Origin of the sequence: Nocardia testacea NBRC 100365 (assembly GCF_000308775.1) — a bacterium.
Classification (GTDB): domain Bacteria; phylum Actinomycetota; class Actinomycetes; order Mycobacteriales; family Mycobacteriaceae; genus Nocardia; species Nocardia testacea.
In genome coordinates, this window is sequence record NZ_BAGJ01000009.1 from 1 (window position 1) to 21,409 (window position 21,409).

The following is a 21,409-nucleotide window of genomic DNA, read 5'->3' on the forward strand; positions in this document are numbered from 1 at the left end:
CGGCCTGCGCGGCGTCCGCGCCGGGCCCGATGTGCGCCGGTTGGAACTCGTTCGGGTCCGGCTGTGGGAACTGTGTGCTGCCCGGTAACTGTTCCGGGGCAGGCGCACTGAAAGCCCCGCCGGGCGTCGGCGGGGCGAATTGGTCGAACGGGGCGTTGCCGTAGAGGCTGCCGCCGTCGGCCGATGCCGGTGGTGGGGGTGCGAACCCGTTGTCGTCCGGCCACGGCGGGGTGCCCGGTTCGGCCGGGCTCGCCGTCGGGAAACCGTCTTCGGCGCTGCTGTTACCGGGTGCCGGAGGCTGGGAATCGGTGGCGAGGGCGGCTTCCGGATCGCCCGGAAGACTTGCTTCCGCGGACTTCTCCGGAGTGTCGGTGCCCGCGACCGGATCGGATTCGGCTTCCCCGGGAACGGTTTCCGCGGGTGGCGCGTCGGAGGACACCGGCTCGGCGGGATCGTCCGGCTCGGTGCGCGGCTCCGGTTCGTTTCGCGCCGAGTCCTCGGGCGGCACGGTATCCGAGTCGCCGCCGGGCCCGGCGGTGTCCGCCGGTTGACTCGGGGGCGAGGGCTGGGAAGTCGGATCGTGTTCGTCAGTAGTCACAGTTCCCCCATCTGCTCGGGATTTTCGAGCAGAGAGCTCGGCGGCGTGGAGTCCGGCACCAACGCTAGCAGGTACGCGAAGGTTCGCATGCCGGACGGTTTACCACCGCTGAGGCCGCCGTCACCGGTACGGGTGACGGCGGCCTGAACAGTGAGCGCGCTACTGCTTCTGGGCGGCTCGGTTCACGGCCGAGACCACGGCACGCAGCGAAGCGGTCGTGATGGAGGTGGCGATACCGACACCCCAGACGACATGGTCACCGATCGCGCATTCCACATAGGCCGCGGCCTGGGCGTCGTCGCCGGCGGACAGCGCATGCTCGGAATAGTCGAGCACCTCCACCTCGTATCCGACCGCCGCGATGGCGTCGACGAAGGCCGCGAGCGGCCCGTTGCCGCTGCCGGTCACCTCCTGCTCGACCCCGTCCACCTTGACCACCGCGGTGATGCGGTCGGTGCCGCCGTCGGTCTCGGCGGCGGTGACCTTCTGGCGCATCCGCTCCAGCGGCCGGATCGGGGTCAGATATTCGTCGGCGAAGGCGTCCCACATCTCCTTGGGTGTGATCTCACCGCCCTCGCCGTCGGTGATCTGCTGGATGGCCTGCGAGAACTCGATCTGCAGCCGGCGCGGCAGGGCCAGCCCGTGATCGGTCTTCATGATGTAGGCCACGCCGCCCTTGCCGGACTGCGAATTGACCCGGATGACCGCCTCGTAGGTGCGGCCCACATCCTTCGGGTCGATCGGCAGGTAGGGCACCTCCCAGGAGATGTCGTCCACATCGGCGCCGGCCGCGTCCGCGCTCGCCTTCATGGCGTCCAGACCCTTGTTGATCGCGTCCTGATGGCTGCCGGAGAACGCGGTGTAGACCAGATCGCCGCCGTAGGGATGGCGCTCGTGCACCGGGAGCTGGTTGCAGTACTCCACCGTGCGCCGGATCTCGTCGATATCGGAGAAGTTGATCTGCGGATCCACGCCCTGGGAGAACATGTTCATACCCAGGGTCACCAGGCAGACGTTGCCGGTGCGCTCACCGTTACCGAACAGGCAGCCCTCGATGCGGTCGGCGCCGGCCTGGTAACCCAGCTCCGCGGCCGCGACGGCGGTGCCCCGGTCGTTGTGCGGGTGCAGCGACAGCACGATCGAATCGCGCCGGGCCAGGTTGCGGTGCATCCATTCGATGGAATCGGCGTACACATTGGGCGTCGCCATCTCGACGGTGGCGGGCAGGTTGATGATCAGCGGCTTGTCCGGGGTCGGGGCGATGATCTCCGAAACCGCGTCGCAGACCTGCTTGGCGTACTCCAGTTCGGTGCCGGTGTAGGACTCCGGGCTGTACTCGTAACGCCAGTTGGTGTCCGGGTAGCGCTTCTCGGTCTCCAGGCACAGTCGCGCGGCGTCGGTGGCGATCTTCTGCACAGCGTCGCGGTCGGCGCGGAACACCACCCGGCGCTGCAGGATGGAGGTGGAGTTGTAGAAGTGCACGATCACATTCGCGGCGCCGGAACACGCCTCGAAGGTGCGCTCGATCAGCTCGGGACGGCACTGCGTGAGCACCTGGATGGTGACGTCGTCGGGGATGGCGCCGTCCTCGATGATCTCCCGGACGAAATCGAAATCGGTCTGGCTGGCGGACGGGAAGCCCACCTCGATCTCCTTGTAACCCATCCGCACCAGCAGATCGAACATCCGGCGCTTGCGGGCGGGGCTCATCGGGTCGATCAGCGCCTGATTACCGTCGCGCAGATCGACGGCGCACCAGGCGGGCGCTCGGTCGATCACCTTGTCCGGCCAGGTGCGGTCCGGCAGTGTGACCGGCTCGACTTCCTCGGCGAACGGACGGTAGCGGAAGACGGGCAGAGACGAGTTCTTCTGCTTGTTCCACGCGGGCTGGTCGCCGGGCGCGGGCTTGGCGGGCGCGGTGATGGTGCGCGTGCCGGATACGAAGGCGTCAGCGGGTGACATGCGATTTCTCCGTGGGTGAGATTGTTTCCCGGATTGGGTCGACCGGCGTGGCGGAACCCCGCGACGGGAAGCCGGTCCGATCAGACCCCGTCGCGGCGGCTGAGAAGAAGTGCCCGCTGCATGACCCGTGCGAGTCTACCTCCTCGTGTCGCGGACCTGCCAAGGCGGTCCGGAGGGCCGGTACTTCACATGCGGCGCCTTCCGTGCCGCCGGAGCCGGTCGCCGTGCCGGTGCGGGGGTGCTCGCAGCGCGGTATCGCGATCATCGTGAATCTATTCGTCGGCCGGGGTGCGGCCGTTTCGCCCGGCGGCCACGGGCGCGTCGCCGACCTCGCGCGGGGTTCGGCCGGCCCAGCGGAGTGCGCCGGGCGCGGATTCCGCACGGCGGCCTCGCGCGGACCCCGTCGTGATCTCCGGGGCGGGCAACCGCTAGCGTCCCCTGAGGTTTGCTGGTGACCGGACGCCGGTCCGGAGAGGTCGAGGGTTCGAGCATGACTTGGCTGGAGATGCTGGCCGTTTTCGGCGCGGGAATCGCCGCGGGTGGCATCAACACTGTCGTCGGGTCCGGGACGCTGATCACCTTCCCGGTACTGCTGGCCATCGGTTTGCCGCCGGTGACGGCGAATGTGTCGAATACGGTCGGACTCGTGCCCGGCTCGCTGAGTGGGGCGATCGGCTACCGCCGGGAACTGGCCGGGCAGTGGAGCCGGGTGCTGCGCTACAGCTCCGCGTCCCTGCTGGGTGCCGCGGTCGGCGCGGTCCTGCTGCTCACGCTGCCCGCCGACGCGTTCGCCGCCATCGTCCCGGTGCTGATCATCGCGGCCCTGGTGCTGGTGGTGGTGCAGCCGCGGCTGTCCGCATGGGTCCGGCAGCGGCAGGGTGAGGCGGACAATGTTCCCCCGCATGGCGGCCCGATTCTGCTGGCCGCCATTTTCGGTACCGGTATCTACGGGGGTTACTTCGGCGCGGCCCAGGGCGTGCTGCTGCTCGCGCTGCTCGGCGTGTTCGTCCACGAGGACATCCAGCGCCTCAATGCGGTGAAGAATGTGCTGGCGCTGCTCACCAACGGGCTCTCGGCGATCATTTTCATCGTGGTCGCCGAGGTGGACTGGCCGGTCGTGGCCCTGATCGCGGCCGGAGCGATCATCGGAGGACAGGTGGGGGCCAAGGTCGGACGGCGGCTGCCGCCGAATGTGCTGCGTGCGGTGATCGTGGTCGTGGGCAGCGTCGCGGTGATCCGGTTGATCTTCGGCTAGTTCTTGCGGAGCCGAATCGGCTTCCGCGCCACGACTGTTCACACCCGTCGATTCTCGGTACCATCCGTGCGCTGTTGCGTTACCAGAGAGGTGTCCTGGGGTGGATAGGCGTGCCCTTTTCAAGGCCGCGGGGGCGGCTGCTCTTATCGGTGCGGTGGGGTCGGCGGTCCCGAGATCGGAGGTGGCACTGCCGCGGGCCGCGGCGGAGCCGATCTGGCACGAACTGTTCGCGCAGTGGGTCCCGGAGATCTTCGCTCCGGTGCCGGCGCCACCGGAGCACACCGAGGCCATAGTGATCGGCTCCGGATTCGGTGCGGCGGTCAGCGCCCTGCGGTTGGCGGAGGCCGGCGTCCCCACCACGGTGCTCGAACGTGGTTCGCGCTGGCCCAACGACCCGTGGCGGGAGATCTTCACCGGCGACGATCTGCCCGATGGTCGCGGTTTCTGGCATACCACCAGCTTCACCGGTGTGACCAAGGTGCCGATGCAGTTCGCCGATTTCGGGGGCGTGCTGGACTGCACCCGTTTCGACGGCATCGATGTCTGGCGCGGTGCGGCGGTGGGCGGCGGTTCGGTCGTTTTCACCGGCGCGATGATCGCTCCCGAACGCCGGTTCTTCGACCACGTATTCGGGGGTGTGGTCGACTACGGCGAGCTGGACCGTGTGTACTACCCGCGGGTGCGCGCGAAACTGCGGTTGGATCCGATGCCGGAGGACATCTACCGGTCGGCGCCGTTCACCCATTCCCGCGCCTGGGACGACCAGGTGCGCAAGGCCGGTTACCGGCCGGTGCCCAACGACTCGATCTTCACCTGGGATGTACTGCGCGGTGAACTGTCCGGGGCCGTGCGGACCTCGGCGACCGCCGGACGCAGCAACCTCGGCAACTCCAACGGCGCCAAATTCGACCTGAACCAGAACTATCTGAAGGACGCGGAGGCCACCGGGAAAGCGAAGATCTACCCCGGCCATCGCGTCGATACGATCGCCCAGGAAGCCGACGGCCGGTTCGTGGTCACGGTGACCCATCTCGCCCCCACCGGCGCGGTCCTCGCGAAAAGGACCCTCACCTGCGACAAACTGTTCCTGGGCGCGGGCTCGGTGGGCACCTCCGAACTGCTGGTCCGGGCTCGGGCGACCGGCACGCTGCCGCGACTCAACGAGCATATCGGCGACGGCTGGGGCACCAACGGTGATGTGGTGCTCGCGCGCGGGGCGAGTTCGGTTGCGGGTAACGGGCAGGGTGTGCCCAGTGCCAGCCGGATCTTCGACGACAGCGGTATGGCGCTGTCCCTGGAGAACTGGTACATCCCGGGGATCCCGTTCGAAACGGGCGCCCTGGCCTCACTGGCCATGGTCCTCGATCCGACCCGCGCGCGGTTCGGCTACAACCCCCTCTCCGGCGGGGTCGGATTGAGCTGGCCGCGCCGGGCCCAGGACGAGGTGATGGCGGCGGCCCGGGCGGTGGACCGGGGTATCGCGGAGCGGGCCGGCGCGCTGGCCGAGTACAGCGCCCTGGGGTACGACGCCAACGCCCTGTTCACCGCGCATCCGCTCGGCGGCGCGGTGCTGGGCAGAGCGACCGATTCCTACGGCCGGGTACACGGGCATCCGGGCCTGTACGTCATGGACGGCGCGGCGATCCCGGGCAGTACCGGCACCGTCAACCCGTCGCTGACCATCACCGCCCTGGCCGAACGCAATATCGAGGCGATCATCCGCGCGGGCCGCTGACTTCCGGGAACGGCGGCGGTGACCAGGGAACGGCGGCGGTGACCGCGATCCCGGAAGGCGTCGGCCGCTCGCCGGACGAGTCTTGCCGAGTGGTGCACCGGCCGCCTACCGACCCTGTAAGCGGGCCGGGTAGCGGGCCGGCGGGTAATACTGGTCGGCGATCTTTCGGCGTCGAAGGGAATGCAGGTGTCAACACCGTCGTCCACGGAGTCCGGTCCCGGGTACGCACCCGAAATCCCTGAACCCGAGAGTTTTCCCCGCAAACCACCCGCCCTGTGGACCGATTTCCTCATGCTGGCGCTGGCCGCGGTCTCGGTCGTGCTGGTGTGCTGGATCACCTTCTTCGAGGTCGCGCCCGAGACCAACCGGGTCATCGTCGGGGTCGATTACGCCATCTGTGCGATCTTCGCGATCGAGTTCCTGTGGCGCTGGCGCCGGGGCGGCTGGTCGTGGACCTTCCCGTTCGTCTACTGGTACGAGGTCCTCGGCATGATCCCGGTGGCCAGTCCGTTCTTCCGGGCCTTCCGGTTGTTGCGGATCGTGGTGATCCTGGTCCGGCTGGCCCGCGTCGCCGACCGGGTGTTCGGCGACCGGGTCACCGCCGCCGTGATCAACCATTCGGTGGGCACGATCGTGGAGGTCATCAAGCGCCCGATGACCATCGCGATCATGGAGGAGGTCACCGCGGTTCTGCGGACCGGGCACTACACCCGCAATATCGCGGTGGCGCTGGAGGAGAACCGCAGTGAACTCGACGAGATGATCGTCGAGATGATCAAGAACGATCCGCAGACCGGCCGCGTCCGCTACATCCCGTTCCACGACGAGATCATCCGGCTGGTCGCCGACACGGTGTTCCGGATCCTGTTCCAGGTGCTGGCCGATCCGCGCACCGACGAACTCGTCTCGGACATGATCCGGGAGAACGTGGACCAGATCCGCGAATCGGTGCGGACCGGAGTCAAGGTGGCGCCCTCGGCCTACGGACCGACCGCGCATCACCTCACGGCCCGGCACCTCACCCAGCAGGATGTCTGATGTGGTCGCGGGACTCCGCGAATCGCAGGGTCTCCCAGGTGATGAGCACGGTCAGTACCGCGCACAGCACCGCCAGCGCCGCGAGTGCCGGTAGCTTCGCGGCCGGCGGGATGAGTACACACAGCACCACCACGGTGGCCGGCCGTAGCCATCCGCTCCGGCCCGTGCCGAACCGGCCGAACCCGATCAGCCCGACCAGGTAGAGCGCCACCCCGCCGTACAGGGCTACCAGCGGTATCCCGGTCAGCGCGTCGGCGAGCGTGTGCTCGCTCTCGTCGCCGACATAGGAGAGCACCTTCTTCAGGCCGAGCGAGAGGGCGATGATGCCGACGATCATCGGGAAGTGCCAGAACGTGTAGCAGGTCCGGGCGAGTTCGATCTGGCGGGCGCCCGTGGCCGCGCGCAGGGCGTGTTCGACCCGAAGGGCGTCGGTGTCGAAATAGGCCCACCACAGCAGCCCCGACACCATGAGCCCGAGCATCGCCGCGACCACGATCGGCCAGGAGACGGGCAGCCCGGCGACGCCGATACCGATGGCGACGATGGATTCACCCAGTGCCACGATGATGATCAGGCCGTGTCGTTCGGCGAAATGCGCGGCGGATCTCAGCCGCCAGTTGTTGCCCGCGAAATGGGTCCACAGATAGTCGCCACCGATCGCCGCGATCCACAGACAGGTCTGTACCGTGCCGTGGGTCTCGGCGGCGATCACCAGGAGTGTGGTGCCCACGGTGATGGAGCCGAGCGCCCAGCGCAGCACCTGTCCCCGCAACTGCGCGTCCGCCGCGCTGGCCAGCCAGAACATCGCCAGATGGACCAGCCGGACCAGCAGGTAGGCCATGGCGAAGACCAGTGGTCCGTACCAGCCGCCGGATAGATCGTCGAATGCTTCGGGGATCGTGATGGCGGCCAGGAAACCGCCGCCCATGGCGACGAACATTGCGACCCGGGTGACTCCCTCGTCGGCCCGCACCACATTGCCGAGCCAGGCGTAGTCGATCCACACCCACCACAGCACCGCCAGCACCAGCAGTGACCGCAGCATATTGACGGCGGTGGGCTCCTCGGACGCCAGATCGGTGACCATCGTGAAGGCGAAGACCAGGACCAGATCGAAGAAGAGTTCCAGCTGGGTGACCGAGGCGTTCTCGTCCATCGGCTGGATCCGGCCGCGCCGCGTGAGACCTCGCATGGGCCCATCGTGGCAGGTCGAGGATCGCTCGAGCGGAGACAGCGGGTACGACGCGGGCGCGTCGGGCGGGCTCAGACGAGGTCGTAGGTCTCGGATTCGGGGAACTGCTCGGCGTAGGCGACGAAATTCTCGACCAGGGCCTCGTAGGATTTGCGGACCGCCCGCTTGCCCAGGAATCCGGGCACGGGCAGCGGCGTGTACTGCTCCACGTGCAGCAGCACCTCGCTACCGGTTTCGCCCGCGCTGACCTCGAAAGATCCGCCGCCCCTGATACCGCGGGTGCTGTCGGAGACCTCCCAGGACATCCGGTTCTCCGACCAGTCGAACTCCCATACCTGCATATCCGGGGAATTGGAGACCGAGACCTGGATGAAGACCCGGCGCGGACGCCCCTCCTCGTCGCGCCCCGCCACGCGGGCGTCCTCGAAATCGGGCGACCATTCGGACAGCATCTCGACCGCCATCAACGCGTCCATCACCTGGCCAGGGTCGGCCTCGACAACGAATCTGATATCGGTCTTCGTACGCATCTGTCCCTCGCACCCCCGGTTATTACGAATCGGCCACGATTCTTCCCCGGGGGTCGCGTGATCGTCAACACGCAGGTTTGCCGCGGCGCTGATCGTGCCGCCGGGCATACCGGCCGCAAAGGTTTGCGGGCCCGGTTCCGGACCGGGGTCCGCTGTCCCTGGCGCGCGGGCAGGTCAGGGTGTTCGCTCGACTGTCGCGTCCGGGCCGGGAAAGACCAGGGACTCGTGTCCGTCGTCGAAACGCACCAGATACGGCGGCGTTCCGTCGCGGCCGTGAACCTCCACGATCTCGCCCTCGTGGTCGACTTCGCCGACGGTGTGCCCGTGCACGTGCAACCGGTCTCCGACGTTTGCCATCATGCAGCCCATTATTCGAGCCCTATGTCGGGCATCACAACCCCGGTGGGGTCGCTATCGGTCATTCGGTGGCGGCTCGTGACCGAGTCGGCTGCCGGATATCGGGTGGGCCGCGTTCGGTCGTCGGATCGATATACGCCCGTGGCAATGGCGGATGCGCCCATTCCGAGGTCGGGATTCCGCCTTGACACCACTCCAACTGTAGTACTACGTTCTAACTACTCCGCTTGGAGTACTACGGACAGGGTGGTAACTAATGCGAAAACTCGTGTACTACGTCGGCGTCTCCCTCGACGGTTATATCGCCGGTCCCGGGGGAGAGGTCGACTTCTACCCGCTGGGCGACGATATGGCCGAGTGGATCAATGCGCGCTACCCCGAATCGGTCCCCACGCATATCCGGCCGCACGCCGGTATCGCACCCGATGTCGCGAACCGGCACTGGGACACGCTGGTGATGGGCCGCGGCACCTACGAACCCGCCCTGGCGGCGGGTATCACCAGCCCCTACGCCCACCTGGCGCAGTATGTCGTCTCCACCACACTGGACGAGATCGAGGACCCGGCCGTCGAGCTGGTGCGCACCGACCCGGTCGAACTGGTGCGGCGGCTCAAGAAGGAGGAAGGGCCACAGGGTAAGGACATCTGGCTCTGCGGCGGCGGGGCCCTCGCCGGGGCGCTGATCGAGGAGATCGACCAGCTCGTTTTCAAGAGCTATCCCGTGTTGGCCGGAACCGGCGTGCCCGTGCTGGGCGGAGCGTTCCGGCCCACGCGGTTCACGCCCGTGCGGCGGCAGGAGTTCGGCAACGGAGCGCAGGTGACCTGGTTCGATCGCGTATGACCGGCCCCGGCGCGCTCGCGCGGCCCGTCCGCGCGTGCGGCGGGTCCGCGCGCAGGTAAACGTGACGTCACACGGCTGTGTGTTATTCCACAGCCGGGCCGGATACTCCCGGAACAGCGTGGCCGGCATCGGTACGCTATTGCACTGATCGCCTGTTCGCTGACATTGGAGGACCCCTCGTGGCACTCGTTGTCCAGAAGTACGGAGGATCCTCGGTAGCCTCTGCCGACCGGATCCGTCGCGTCGCCGAACGGATCGTCGAGACGAAGAAGCAGGGCCACGACGTGGTCGTGGTGTGCTCAGCCATGGGCGATACCACCGATGAACTGCTCGACCTGGCCGAGCAGGTTTCTCCCGCGCCCCCGGCCCGGGAGATGGACATGCTGCTCACCTCGGGTGAACGCATCTCCAACGCCCTGGTGGCCATGGCCATTCACAGTCTCGGCGCCGAGGCGCGGTCGTTCACCGGCTCCCAGGCCGGTGTCATCACCACGTCGGTGCACGGTAAGGCCAAGATCATCGATGTGACGCCGGGCCGTCTGCGCGAAGCCCTGGACGAGGGCACCATCGTCCTGGTCGCGGGTTTCCAGGGCGTCAGCCAGGACAGCAAGGACGTCACCACGCTGGGGCGTGGTGGTTCAGACACCACCGCGGTCGCGCTGGCCGCCGCGCTGGAAGCCGACGTCTGTGAGATCTACACCGACGTGGACGGAGTCTTCACCGCCGATCCGCGCATCGTGAGTGATGCGCAGAAGCTCGAGCAGGTCTCCTATGAGGAAATGCTCGAGATGGCGGCCTGCGGGTCGAAGGTACTCATGCTGCGCTGCGTCGAATACGCGCGCCGCTACAACGTGCCCGTGCATGTGCGTTCGTCCTATACCGACAAGCAGGGCACCTACGTATACGGATCGATGGAGGACATTCCCTTGGAACAAGCAATCCTGACGGGCGTCGCGCACGACCGCAGCGAGGCCAAGGTGACCGTGGTCGGGCTGCCGGACGAACCCGGATACGCCGCCAAGGTGTTCCGTTACGTGGCCGAAGCCGAGATCAACATCGATATGGTCCTGCAGAACATCTCCAAGGTGGAGACCGGTAAGACCGACATCACCTTCACCCTCCCCAAGACCGACGGTGTCCGGGCGGTGGAGATGCTGAGCAAATACCAGAGCGAGATCGGCTTCTCCCAGGTTCTCTACGACGACCACATCGGCAAGGTGTCGCTGGTCGGCGCCGGTATGAAGAGTCATCCCGGGGTCACCGCCACCTTCTGTGAGGCGCTGGCCGAGGCCGGTATCAATATCGACCTCATCTCCACCTCCGAGATCCGCATCTCGGTACTGGTCAAGGACACCGAACTCGACGATGCCGTGCAGGTGCTGCATCGCGCGTTCGATCTCGGCGGCGACGAGGTCGCCGTCGTTCACGCCGGAACGGGGCGCTGACTTGATCGGGTCAGGCGCGGAGGCGGTAGCGCAGCGTAACCACGTAGCGCTCCCCGATCATGTCGATGGACGCTGACTTGATCGGGTCAGGCGCGGAGGCGGTAGCGCAGCGTAACCACGTAGCGCTCCCGATCGAGTCGAGAGGATAGAGCCATGGGTGTGCGGGTAGGTGTGGTCGGCGCGACCGGTCAGGTCGGTGCCGTGATGCGCAGATTGCTCGAGGAACGCGATTTCCCCGCCGACGAGGTGCGCTTCTTCGCCTCGGCGCGTTCGGCCGGTAAGAAGCTGCCGTGGCGCGGCGGGGAGATCGTGGTGGAGGACACCGAGACCGCCGACCCCTCGGGCCTGGATATCGCGCTGTTCTCCGCCGGCGCCACCATGTCGCGGGTACAGGCGCCGCGGTTCGCCGCCGCGGGGGTCACCGTGATCGACAACTCGTCGGCCTGGCGTAAGGACCCCGAGGTCCCGCTGGTGGTCAGCGAGGTCAACCCGGAACAGACCCGCAATCCGGTCAAGGGCATCATCGCCAACCCCAACTGCACCACCATGGCCGCGATGCCGGTACTCAAACCGCTGCACGACGCGGCCGGGTTGCAGCGCCTCATCGTGTCCAGCTATCAGGCGGTATCGGGTAGCGGTCTGGCCGGGGTCGAGGAGCTCGCCTCGCAGACCCGCGCGGTCATCGACGACGCCGAGAAGCTGACCCACGATGGCAGCGCGGTGGATTTCCCGGCCCCGAACAAGTACGTCGCGCCTATCGCGTTCAATGTGCTGGCGCTGGCGGGTTCGCTGGTGGACGACGGTTCCGGGGAGACCGACGAGGATCAGAAGCTGCGCAACGAGAGCCGCAAGATCCTGGGCCTGCCGGATCTGCTGGTGAGCGGGACCTGTGTCCGGGTGCCGGTGTTCACCGGGCACTCGCTGTCGGTGAACGCCGAATTCGCCGATCCGCTGTCGGTGCAGCGCGCTCAGGAGATCCTGGCCAAGGCCCCCGGGGTGGAGTTGGTCGACGTCCCGACGCCGCTGGCGGCCGCCGGTAAGGACGAGTCGCTGGTCGGCCGGATCCGGCAGGATCCGGGCGTCCCGGATGGGCGTGGACTGGCGCTGTTCATCTCCGGCGACAACCTGCGCAAGGGCGCGGCACTCAACACCATCCAGATCGCCGAGGTTCTGCTCGCCGATCGCTGACGGCGTAGGACGCCGCCCGGCTCAGTGGATTCCGGGAGTGCGCGGATCGTTTCCGAGGCACACCAGCAGGACACAGCCGGGCGGCGCGTCGCTGAACGGCGCCGCGAGCGGTTCACCCAGGCAGGCGAACACATCGCAGCCCGGGTACGCCGAACTTCCGATGCCGAAGACCGCGAGCAGGATATCGGTATCGATATAGGAGTTCGGGTCGGTGCGCAGCGGCGGTTCCACATACGGGCCGGGGTCGGGGATCGGGGGTTCGTGGAAGGCGGCCATGAGTCGCCGGAAGAACTCGTGCGGCAGTTCGCCGGTGTGCGCGATGATGCCGGCCGGGCCGTAGGCGCTCATATTCCCGAACACCCCGGTCCACACGACGACCAGGTCCAGGCGCGGGATCACGAAGACGTTCTGCAGGCCCATTCCGGCCATGGCGTAGCTGTCGGGCGGTAGGAACGCCGGGTTCTCGGCGCAGTCCGGACCGGTCCAGAACAGGTATCCGTAGCAGGAGTTGGTCGTTGTCGGGCCGGTCGCGCGGGACAGATACGCGGCGGGCACGATCTGGCGGCCGTTCCAGTTGCCGTGGCCCGCGACCAGCAGTCCGAGTTTGGCCAGATCGTTCGGCGGGATCAGCAGATGCGCGTACCCGTAGGTGTGGCCGGACCGGTCCCGCGCCCAGTACCAGTCGCCGCGTTCGATCCCCAGCGGCGCGAACAGTTCCCGCTGCGCGAAGTCCTGTAGCGGTTCACCGACGGCGAGTTCCAGCACATAAGCCAGTAGATCGACGGTGCGCTGGCTGTAGGTGAAGACGGTGCCGGGTTCGTGGTCCAGCGGGACACCCAGTGCCTGTACCGCGCTGTTGGGGTCGAGGGGCACCGCGCCGGTAAGCCCTTCGGTGACCACACCGGTGCGCATACCCGAGGTCTCGGTGAGCAGATTCTCGACTGTGATCGCCCGGCGCCGCGCGTCCCCGAGCCCCGGCGGCAGGTACCGGCCGATCGGGGCCCCGATATCGATACGGCCGTCTCCGGCCGCGATTCCGGTGAGCAGCGAGACGACACTTTTGGTCACACTCCAGACGTTCCACGGGGTGTTACCGGTGCGCTCGTTTCCCGGGCCCTCGCCGACCAGGCAGTTGTGCCGGAAGACCTGGATGTTCAAGCGATTGCGGGCCGCCGCGAAGGCCAGTGCGTCGGTGAGCCGGGCCGCGTCCAGTCCCACCTGTTCCGGTGCCGCCCGGGCCGGCTCCCGGTCGGAGGACACCTCGCACCGGGTGGTCGTGCCGTCGGTTTCCGGTACCGCCTGCGCCTGCGCCGTGAAGAGCTGTCCCGCCATCAGTGTCACCGCTGTGACCCCCGCCAGGAGCCCACCGAAACGCACCATGCGGATCACCATAATGGGCGTTCGCTCGATGGGCCGGTCATCTCGCGCGCCCCGGACAGCACGACGCCCCTGCCCGATCGGAAGATCGGCTCAGGGGCGAACTACCGGCACGAATCGCGCGGTGCCGGCGGGTTGTCGGCGCGGGGCCCGGCTAGAGGAGACCGAACCAGTAGACCGCACAGGCCAGGGCCCATAACACCAACGTGTCCATCACACTCCCACTCGTTGTCGTAGCGGATATCTCCATGATGCCCGAGATACACCGATCTCGGAGCGGGTCCCCCGGCTGTGGCCCGACCTTGTCTGCACTGTGACGGATCGTGGTCGCAGCGTTATAAGTTCACGTTAAGTGCCTGCCAAGCGCGGGGCCGCATTGTTGGTGCCGAGGCCGGGACAACCGGTAACGAGGACACCGCGAAGAGGAACCGCAATGATCAGGAAGCTGACCACCACGCCCGCTCCGGGCGGCGCCACCGCCGCCGTGGTGCCGGCTGCCGAGCCCGTCGCGGCGATCGAAGGTGAGCCGGGCGCCGCTCCGGCCGGCCGGTCCACCGCGGCGGGGAGTTCGCCGTCGATATCGACGCACTCGCCGACTGTGCCCCGGCGCGCTGTCGGTACGGAAGATACCGCTGGTTCCGGTACCGCGTCGCCGGCATCTGTGCCGCGCGAGCCGGTCTGTTCGGCGACCCGGAGAAAGACCGCGCGAGTGGCATCGAACCGGGCGAGATGGGCGCCGACCTGTCGGCGACCGGCTGCCTGACCGAGGACGGTCGCACCGAACTCGGCGTAGCCGGCTGCTGTGGTGGCCGATACGTCGCCGGGGGGTGGGTACGGACCGGTGCCTGGGAGGAACCGGAAAGTGCCCGGTGGGGGATGGGCGGATCCGGGGGAGGGATCCGTCGGGGAGGGGCGAGGTGGTTTCGGACCCGGGGAGGAACCGGAACCCCTCGCAGGGGTGCCGCGGGAACCGGTGGGGAGCCGGGGACCGCGGGTGGGTGGGTCGGTCTGTCCCGCGGGGTGGCAGACCGGCCCACAGGCCGGCGGCAGCGCCTGTCCGGTCCGGTCTCGCGGGGTGACCGGATCGGACGGCCATCGAGCGATAGTTCGGCTCTTCCGGATGCTCGGCAGCGGAGTCGGAAACGGTACGAATGTGGCCGATCCGATCCGCTGTCAGCGAAAGGTAACCGTTCGGGATTCGGCGATGGTGTCGCGCTCGGGCGAACGTGGAGACGACAGTAGGTAGGTCTCCTGGTCGGGCGGCCGTCGGCGCATCCGGGTTCTTCGGACCGGGGACTCACGGTGGAGTCCCCGTCGGCGTCCACCCGATTACCGCGGCAGAGTTCCCTGTTCCGCCGTGGTGAGTTCGGTGGAGTAATCGGGCAGCGTGTAGTCGTCGGTGCCGGACAGCATGCGGGTCATCAGCGGCTGCATGATCCGGGAGGTGGTGAACCGGACCAGGGCCAAGGAGGCCCGGATCCCGGCTCGGGTGCGCGGGGTCATGGCCGCGACACCGCCGGGCGGCAGCTGCTGCGCGGCGGCCACGAACGGGCGCAGCGTCTCGTTGTACCGGGCCAGTGCGGCGGCGGGCCGGTCGGGGGTACGCAGGATCTCGCCGACCAGTATGTAGGCGCCGACGAGAGCCATGGCCGTACCCTGCCCGCTCAGCGGTGACCCGCAGTAGCCGGCATCCCCGACCAGCGCGATCCGCTCGGTCGTCCAGCGCGGCATCGTGATACGCGCGAGTTCGTCGAAGTAGAAGTCCTCGGCCCCGTCCATGGCCGCGTCGACTTCGGGGACCAGCCAGCCGCCGACCGCCAGCCCCTCGCGCAGCAGCCGCTTCTGCGCCGCCGTATCGCGTCGCAACGCCGGGTCGGCGGGGCGCCGGACGGTGATCATCGCCTTGGTGGTCGCCGGGTCGGCGTCCGGCCGGAAGGCGACGAAGGTGCCCCCGGGCAACAGTTGCACCGTCATCCAGTGCGGACGGACCCCCGCCGGCGTCGGCATGGTGAAGTACGAGGTGTATCCGCCGAGGTAGGTGCTGTACTGCTCTTCCGGCCCGAAGGCCAGCCGCCGGGTGGTCGAGTGCAGGCCGTCGGCGCCGACGACCAGGTCGAATTCCTCGGTGGCGCCGGAGGCGAACTCCACCGAGACGCCGTCGGCGTGCTCGCGCAGGGCGTGGATCCGTTCGCCGTACCGGTAGTCGACACCGGGCGCGCCGGATCGCGCGGCTTCCGCGGCGACGGCGTCCAGCAGGACCTGGTTCAGATCGCCACGAGTGATCTCGATTTCGGCCACCGCCCCCTTGCCGTCGAAGAGGTCGGCCGGCATCCGGGCGGCCTCGCGACCGGTGGAGTCCACGTACACCATGCCGCGTTCGTCGAGCTGGTACCGGCGGATGCCCGGCATCAGGCCCATCCGCTCCGCCACGATCCGACTGGGTCCGCGCAGGTCGACGGCCTGACCGCCCGGCCGCGGCGTGGCCGCGCGTTCGATCACCGTGGGCCGGATCCCGGCGCGCAGCAGTTGCAGGGCGACCGCGTTACCGGCGATGCCGCCGCCGGAGACGAGTACGCGGGGTGTGGCCGGGGTGGTCTGTGTGGTCATCGGTTTCCTCGCTCAAAGCTTGATCGAATGTCTTAGACGTATGTCTAACACAGATGTAGCACAAGTGTCTAGAACAAATGTCTAATACATGGTTAGAGTGGGAGCATGGGAAACAAGGAGGACCTACTCGCAGCCGCGCGCACCTGCATCTACGAGCGCGGGTTCGCGGCCACCACGGCTCGGGACATCGCCACCACCGCGGGGGTCAGCCTGGCTGCCATCGGCTACCACTTCGGTTCGAAGGATCGCCTGCTCACCGAGGCCTTCACCGACGAGACGGGCCGGGTGATCGGTGATGATCTCGAACGGCGGATCAGAGCGACTGCCGGCCAGCCGGCTGGAGCGGCGTTTCCGCAGGTCTGGGACGGTATCAGCGAGTTGTTCGACCGCAACCGGGATGTGCTGGTGGCGAGTATGGAAAACGTGGTCCGCATCTACCGGACCCCGAGCGAACAGCCGCGGATGGGGGAGATGCACGAGATCGCGGTCTCCGAGATCGCGGATTTGGTCGCCGAGTCCTACCCCGGCCTCGACGGTTCCCGGGCGCGGGCCGTCGCCGAGTTGTACTTCATCATCCTCAACGGCTTGGTGATGCAATGGATGAGCAGTCCGGACGCCGAAGTGCCCAGCGGGGCGCGGCTGGGCGAGGCCCTCAGCGCCCTGACCTCGGACGAGCGCCCGGCGTAGGAGGTGGAATGGCCGGGTTCGCGGCGGTTCTCGCAGGTGTTGTCACCCGCGGGTGTCGGCGAATGAGGCCGGGTCTCGGTGCGGCAAGGAGCGCTGGGCTGCGGTAGCGGATCTACCTCATGGGCCGGCCGCGCACCCGGCGCGGAATATGGCCGGTGATTTCCCTGTTGGCTCGGTTCGATAGCTATCGAACCGGAAGGTGGGAAACTATGCGGGTCATCGGTTTCGACGAGCCCGGGGGTCCGGAGGTGCTACGCGCATTCGAACTTCCCGAACCGGCCGTCGGCCCCGGGCAGGTACGGATCCGGGTGCGGGCCGCGGCCGTGAACCCCTCGGACACGGTGACCCGGAGCGGGCTGGTGCACGACCGGTACGCCGGAGTCGCACCGCCCTACATCCCCGGCTGGGACGCGGCGGGAACCGTGGACGAGGCCGACCCGGACACCGGATGGCGTCCCGGCGACGAGGTCGTCGCGATCACACTGCCGGTGCTCGACGGCGGGGGTGCGTACGCCGAGAAGATCGTCGTCCCGGCGGAATCGGTGGCCGCGCTCCCGGCGGGCCGGGACTTCGCATCCGCCGCCACCCTGCCGATGAACGGTCTCACGGCCTGGCAGGCCCTCGACCGTCTGGCTCTGGAGCCGGGGGCGTCGCTGCTGGTGACCGGTGCGGCCGGTGCGGTCGGCGGCTACGCGATCGAGTTGGCCAAGCATGCCGGGCTACAGGTGATCGCCGATGCCGCTCCCGCCGACCGCGACCTCGTGCGGGCCCTCGGTGCGGATCTGATCGTCGACCGCGGTGCCGAGACCGTCGCGCAGGTCCGGGCCCATTTCCCCGGCGGGGTGGACGGAGTCGTCGACGGCGCCCTCCTGCGCGACCGCATCACCCCGGTGGTCCGATCCGGCGGAGCCTACGCCGCCTTGCGGCCCGAACGGCTGAACGGCGCAGTCGCACCCCGTCCCGGCCTGACCGTGCACGAGATCATGGTCGGAAGCGATATCCGGGAGAAGGACAGGCTCGATCGCCTCTCCGAACTGGCGGCCTCGGACGCACTGTCCCTGCGGGTGGCGGACCTGCTGCCGGCCGAGCAGGCCGGCGATGCCCATCGCCGACTCGAACGCGGTGGGGTGCGGGGACGGATCGTCCTCGAATTCTGAAGCTCGGCGACTCCGGATACGAAAAAGGCCCCTGACCATCGGTCAGGGGCCTAGTCGTGTCTCGACCAACACGAGTCGGGGTGGCGGGATTTGAACCCACGACCTCTTCGTCCCGAACGAAGCGCGCTACCAAGCTGCGCCACACCCCGTGAAGCGGACCTGCGATAGCTTACATCAGGTCCGGTCCGGAAAAGAAACCGACTGTTCAGGGCCTATTTTCCGGTAGTCCCGGATTATCGGGCCACTGCCTGCGAGGTCGACATCCCATGGCCGGAATCGGCGGCAGGGTGTTTGGGCGGCACCGCGACGAGGGTGAGCAGGGTGGCCTCGGGCCGGCAGCAGAAGCGGTACGGCGCCCAGGGGGAGGTGCCGATACCGGCCGAGACGTGCAGCCGGGTGTGCGCACCCCATTTGGACGGGCCCTTGACCCGCGACCGGTCGATATCGCAGTTGGTGACCAGGGCGCCGTACCCGGGCAGGCAGAGCTGACCGCCGTGGGTGTGCCCGGCCAGGATCAGGTCGTAGCCGTCGTCGGCGAATCGGTCCAGGACCCGCGGCTCCGGCGAGTGGGTCAGACCGATGCGGAGATCGGCGAGCGGGTTCGGGGCGCCGGCGATGGTGTCGTAGCGGTCGCGCTGCAGGTGCGGATCGTCGACGCCGGCGCTGGCGATGCGGATCCCGCCGACCTCGATATCGCGGCGGGTGTGCGTCAGGTCCAGCCAGCCGCGCTCGGTGAACGCCGCGCGCAGATCCTTCCAGGGCAGCGGGGCGCCGTGCACCCGCTTGTGGTTCTTGTCGAAATACTTCAGCGGGTTCTTGGGAACCGGCGCGAAGTAGTCGTTGCTGCCGAACACGAACAGGCCCGGCCGCGACAGCAGCCCGCCCAGCGACTGGACCACCGCGGGCACGGCCTTCTGATGTGACAGGTTGTCGCCGGTGTTGATCACCAGGTCGGGTTCGAGCCGGTCGAGTTCGCGCAACCACTGCTGTTTGAGCTTCTGCCCGGGCGTCATGTGCAGATCGCTGATGTGCAATACCCGCAGTGGCGCCGAGCCCGGCCGCAACACCGGCATCGTGGCTTCACGCAGAACAAAGGCATTGCGTTCGATCAATGAGGCATAGCCGACTCCGGCCGCCGCGGCTCCGGCGGCGCCGAATACGGTTCGGCGAAGGACCGACGTCGAGATCACGGGCATTTGCCCAGCATAGGTGACCAGGTCGCCGGGCGCGCAGCGTGTTGAGCCACAGTTTCGGCCGTGTGGCGGGCAGATGACACGCCGCGGCGGCCGGGGATACGCCCGTAACCTCGGGAAACGACCGATCGGCGCGGCAGCGAACACGCCCGGTTCAGCGGGTAATCCGGTGGGCGTGGCGGGGTGCAGCGGCTACCGTTCTGCCCATGTCGGAACTGAAATCGAGGCTGCGCGCCGATATGACCGCCGCGATGAAGGCGAAGGATTCGCTGCGGCTGAACACCCTGCGGATGCTGCTGGCCGCCATCCAGACGAGCGAGGTCGCCGGGAAGGAAGCCCGCGAACTGTCCGACGCCGAGGTGGTCGCGGTGCTCACCAAGGAGTCGAAGAAACGCAACGAATCGGCCGAGATCTACACCCAGGCGGGCCGCGGCGAGCTGGCGGCCAACGAACACGCCGAGGCGCGGATCATCGACGAGTACCTGCCCACCCAGTTGACCGACGCCGAGGTCGCCGACCTGGCCGATACCGCGATCGCCCAGGTCGCCGAGGAACTCGGTGAGCGGCCCGGGATGCGGCAGATGGGCCAGGTCATGAAGGTGGCTTCCGGCCTGGCCGCCGGGAAGGCCGACGGCTCCCGGATCTCGGCGGCGGTGAAGGCGCGGCTGTAGGGCCGCGCCCGCACCGCCTGGGTCAGCGTGGGATGGGCACCGGGATGGGGATCGGCGGCAGGAACGGCGGCAGCGGCAACCCGGGAGCGTTCGGGGTGGTCGCGGCCGGCCGGCCCGGCGGCGGTGGTTCGCGGACGGTGCCGTCGCTGACGTAGATCGTCACCTGTGACCCGGGGATCGCCGACCCGTTGGGCGTCGATCCGGTGACCGTGCCCTTGGGCGCCGAACCCGGCGAGGTCACCGAGGTGACCTTGAAACCGGCGCCGGTCAGGGCTCCGGTCGCTTCGCCGGCGGTCATCCCGACCACATCGGGCACCTGTGCGTTCTCCGCGCCGCGGACGTATTTCTCGTCGACCGGCGGCAGTGCCGGGGGCGGGAAATTGCCCACCACGGGCTTGACGGCGCCGAACCAGGTACGCGCGGGCTCGTTACCGCCGAACAGGCCGTTGGCGTCGCTGGCCGGGCAGTTGCGCAGCGGGAAGGAGCAGATCTCACCGGGGGTGGGGCTGTCGCCGTAGACGTAGACAGCGCCCGCGAGGGAATTGGTGAAGCCCAGGAAGGCCGAGGACCGGTGGCTTTCGGTGGTACCGGTCTTGGCTGAGACGGGCAGGTTCCAGCCGGTGCTTCCGGCGGCCGCCGAGGCGGTACCGCCACCGGCGGAGTCCTTGCCCATGGCGTTGGCGAGCGTATTCGCCAGACCCGGTTCGACCACCTGTTCACACGCCTGTTCGGTGAGCGGAACGGGTTTGCCGTAGCGGTCGATCACTTCCGCGATCGGGGAGGGCGGGCACCAGGTTCCGCCGGAGGCCAGAGTCGCGGCGACATTGGACAGTTCCAGCGGGTTCACCGCCAGCGGGCCCAGGGTGAACGAGCCGAGGTTCTGGCCCTTGATCATATCGGCGAGGCTCTGGTTGTCGTCGTGGCCGGAGGTGCCGGGCTCGGTGTAGGAGCGCAGGCCCAGCCGGACGGCCATATCGACGGTCGGGGTGACGCCGACGGCCTGGATGAGTTTCACGAAGGCCGTGTTCGGTGAGGTGGCCAGCGCTTCGGTCACCGACATCGGTGACCGGTAATTGCCCGCGTTCTCGACGCAGTAGGTCTCGGGTGGGCAACCGGGGGCGCCGCCGTTACCCATGCCGCGGGCATCGAACCGGGACGGCACATCGAGCTGGGCGTTGGTGCCCATCCCCTTCTCCATCGCCGCGGCGGTGGTGAAGAGCTTGAACACCGAACCCGCGCCGTCACCGACCATCGAGTACGGCTGGCCGAGCAGGGTCTCGTGCGCGTCCCGGTTCAGGCCGTAGGTGCGGCTGCTCGCCATCGCCAGCAGTGGATGTTTGTCCTTGCCGGGCCCGATCAGCGACATGAGCGAGGCGATGTTCTCCAGATGAGGGTCGGCGTTCGCGTTGACCGAACGCTTCACCGAGTCCTGGACGGCGGGGTCCAGGGTGGTGCGGATCAGGTAGCCGCCCTTTTCGATCTGTTCCTTGCTGAGGCCGGCATCGGCCAGGTACTGCAGGGCGTAGTCGCAGAAGAACCCGCGATCGCCCGCGGCGATACAACCCCGGGGCAGGCC

17 protein-coding genes, 1 tRNA gene and 1 pseudogene are annotated in these 21,409 nt (G+C 68.1%); 9 read left to right on the forward strand and 10 right to left on the reverse strand.

The features are described from left to right. A pseudogene (locus tag ON38_RS01220) lies at positions 1-598 on the reverse strand (hypothetical protein); the annotation flags it as partial. A gap of 159 nt (positions 599-757) precedes the next feature. Beyond that, entirely contained in the window at positions 758-2,560 is a 1,803-nt protein-coding gene (gene leuA / locus ON38_RS01225; RefSeq protein ID WP_039821659.1) for a 2-isopropylmalate synthase, read from the reverse strand. 490 nt (positions 2,561-3,050) lie between these two features. On the opposite strand from leuA, the gene ON38_RS01230 reads away from it, so the two are divergent. The 3 genes from ON38_RS01230 (at position 3,051) to ON38_RS01240 (ending at position 6,588) form a co-directional block, all read left to right on the forward strand. Further along, positions 3,051-3,815 carry a sulfite exporter TauE/SafE family protein gene (locus ON38_RS01230; protein ID WP_039821675.1) on the forward strand — a complete coding sequence of 255 codons (765 nt, stop codon included), beginning with the start codon at positions 3,051-3,053 and terminating at the stop codon, positions 3,813-3,815. Positions 3,816-3,915: 100 nt separating this feature from the next. After that, positions 3,916-5,550, forward strand: a complete 1,635-nt coding sequence (locus tag ON38_RS01235) for a GMC oxidoreductase (protein WP_039821660.1) — start codon at positions 3,916-3,918, stop codon at positions 5,548-5,550. 180 nt (positions 5,551-5,730) lie between these two features. Then, positions 5,731-6,588 (forward strand): ion transporter, encoded by an 858-nt coding sequence (locus ON38_RS01240; RefSeq protein WP_039821661.1) that lies wholly within the window; start codon positions 5,731-5,733, stop codon positions 6,586-6,588. Here ON38_RS01240 and ON38_RS01245 read toward each other — a convergent pair. The 3 genes from ON38_RS01245 to ON38_RS01255 all read right to left on the reverse strand — a co-directional run bounded on the left by ON38_RS01245 (position 6,569) and on the right by ON38_RS01255 (position 8,670). Continuing rightward, positions 6,569-7,780 (reverse strand): low temperature requirement protein A, encoded by a 1,212-nt coding sequence (locus ON38_RS01245; RefSeq protein WP_039821662.1) that lies wholly within the window; start codon positions 7,778-7,780, stop codon positions 6,569-6,571. The genes ON38_RS01240 and ON38_RS01245 overlap by 20 nt on opposite strands. Before the next feature lie 71 nt (positions 7,781-7,851). Next, entirely contained in the window at positions 7,852-8,310 is a 459-nt protein-coding gene (locus ON38_RS01250) for an SRPBCC family protein (protein ID WP_039821663.1), read from the reverse strand. 174 nt (positions 8,311-8,484) lie between these two features. After that, the gene (locus ON38_RS01255; protein WP_030524229.1) at positions 8,485-8,670 is read right to left on the reverse strand and encodes a DUF1918 domain-containing protein; all 186 of its coding nucleotides are present in this window, start codon (positions 8,668-8,670) and stop codon (positions 8,485-8,487) included. 253 nt (positions 8,671-8,923) lie between these two features. Between ON38_RS01255 and ON38_RS01260 the strand changes: the two genes are divergently transcribed. The 3 genes from ON38_RS01260 (at position 8,924) to ON38_RS01270 (ending at position 12,141) form a co-directional block, all read left to right on the forward strand. Continuing rightward, positions 8,924-9,508, forward strand: a complete 585-nt coding sequence (locus ON38_RS01260) for a dihydrofolate reductase family protein (protein WP_039821664.1) — start codon at positions 8,924-8,926, stop codon at positions 9,506-9,508. A gap of 179 nt (positions 9,509-9,687) precedes the next feature. Continuing rightward, the gene (locus ON38_RS01265; protein ID WP_039821666.1) at positions 9,688-10,953 is read left to right on the forward strand and encodes an aspartate kinase; all 1,266 of its coding nucleotides are present in this window, start codon (positions 9,688-9,690) and stop codon (positions 10,951-10,953) included. A 153-nt stretch (positions 10,954-11,106) separates the two neighbouring features. Beyond that, entirely contained in the window at positions 11,107-12,141 is a 1,035-nt protein-coding gene (locus ON38_RS01270; RefSeq protein WP_039821667.1) for an aspartate-semialdehyde dehydrogenase, read from the forward strand. Between the two features lie 21 nt (positions 12,142-12,162). Here the strand turns inward: ON38_RS01270 and ON38_RS01275 are convergent, their stop codons facing one another. Both ON38_RS01275 and ON38_RS01280 read right to left on the reverse strand, forming a co-directional pair. Continuing rightward, the gene (locus ON38_RS01275; protein WP_039821677.1) at positions 12,163-13,521 is read right to left on the reverse strand and encodes a serine hydrolase domain-containing protein; all 1,359 of its coding nucleotides are present in this window, start codon (positions 13,519-13,521) and stop codon (positions 12,163-12,165) included. Between the two features lie 1,326 nt (positions 13,522-14,847). Then, on the reverse strand, positions 14,848-16,125 hold the full coding sequence (locus tag ON38_RS01280) for an FAD-dependent monooxygenase (RefSeq protein ID WP_051164250.1): 1,278 nt from the start codon (positions 16,123-16,125) through the stop codon (positions 14,848-14,850). A gap of 105 nt (positions 16,126-16,230) precedes the next feature. Between ON38_RS01280 and ON38_RS01285 the strand changes: the two genes are divergently transcribed. After that, a complete protein-coding gene (locus tag ON38_RS01285) occupies positions 16,231-16,812 on the forward strand; it encodes a TetR/AcrR family transcriptional regulator (RefSeq protein ID WP_039821669.1) in 582 nt (193 codons plus the stop codon). Positions 16,813-17,021: 209 nt separating this feature from the next. Further along, positions 17,022-17,969, forward strand: a complete 948-nt coding sequence (locus ON38_RS01290; RefSeq protein WP_039821671.1) for an NADP-dependent oxidoreductase — start codon at positions 17,022-17,024, stop codon at positions 17,967-17,969. Positions 17,970-18,044: 75 nt separating this feature from the next. Here ON38_RS01290 and ON38_RS01295 read toward each other — a convergent pair. Both ON38_RS01295 and ON38_RS01300 read right to left on the reverse strand, forming a co-directional pair. After that, positions 18,045-18,118: transfer RNA gene (locus ON38_RS01295), tRNA-Pro, on the reverse strand. Positions 18,119-18,202: 84 nt separating this feature from the next. Then, complete coding sequence (locus ON38_RS01300) at positions 18,203-19,165, reverse strand: metallophosphoesterase (RefSeq protein WP_039821672.1); 963 nt, start codon at positions 19,163-19,165, stop codon at positions 18,203-18,205. 203 nt (positions 19,166-19,368) lie between these two features. On the opposite strand from ON38_RS01300, the gene ON38_RS01305 reads away from it, so the two are divergent. Further along, the gene (locus tag ON38_RS01305; RefSeq protein ID WP_030524219.1) at positions 19,369-19,833 is read left to right on the forward strand and encodes a GatB/YqeY domain-containing protein; all 465 of its coding nucleotides are present in this window, start codon (positions 19,369-19,371) and stop codon (positions 19,831-19,833) included. A 22-nt stretch (positions 19,834-19,855) separates the two neighbouring features. Here the strand turns inward: ON38_RS01305 and ON38_RS01310 are convergent. After that, the coding region (locus ON38_RS01310) for a penicillin-binding transpeptidase domain-containing protein (protein WP_039821673.1) at positions 19,856-21,409 on the reverse strand (1,554 nt) is incomplete at its 5' end.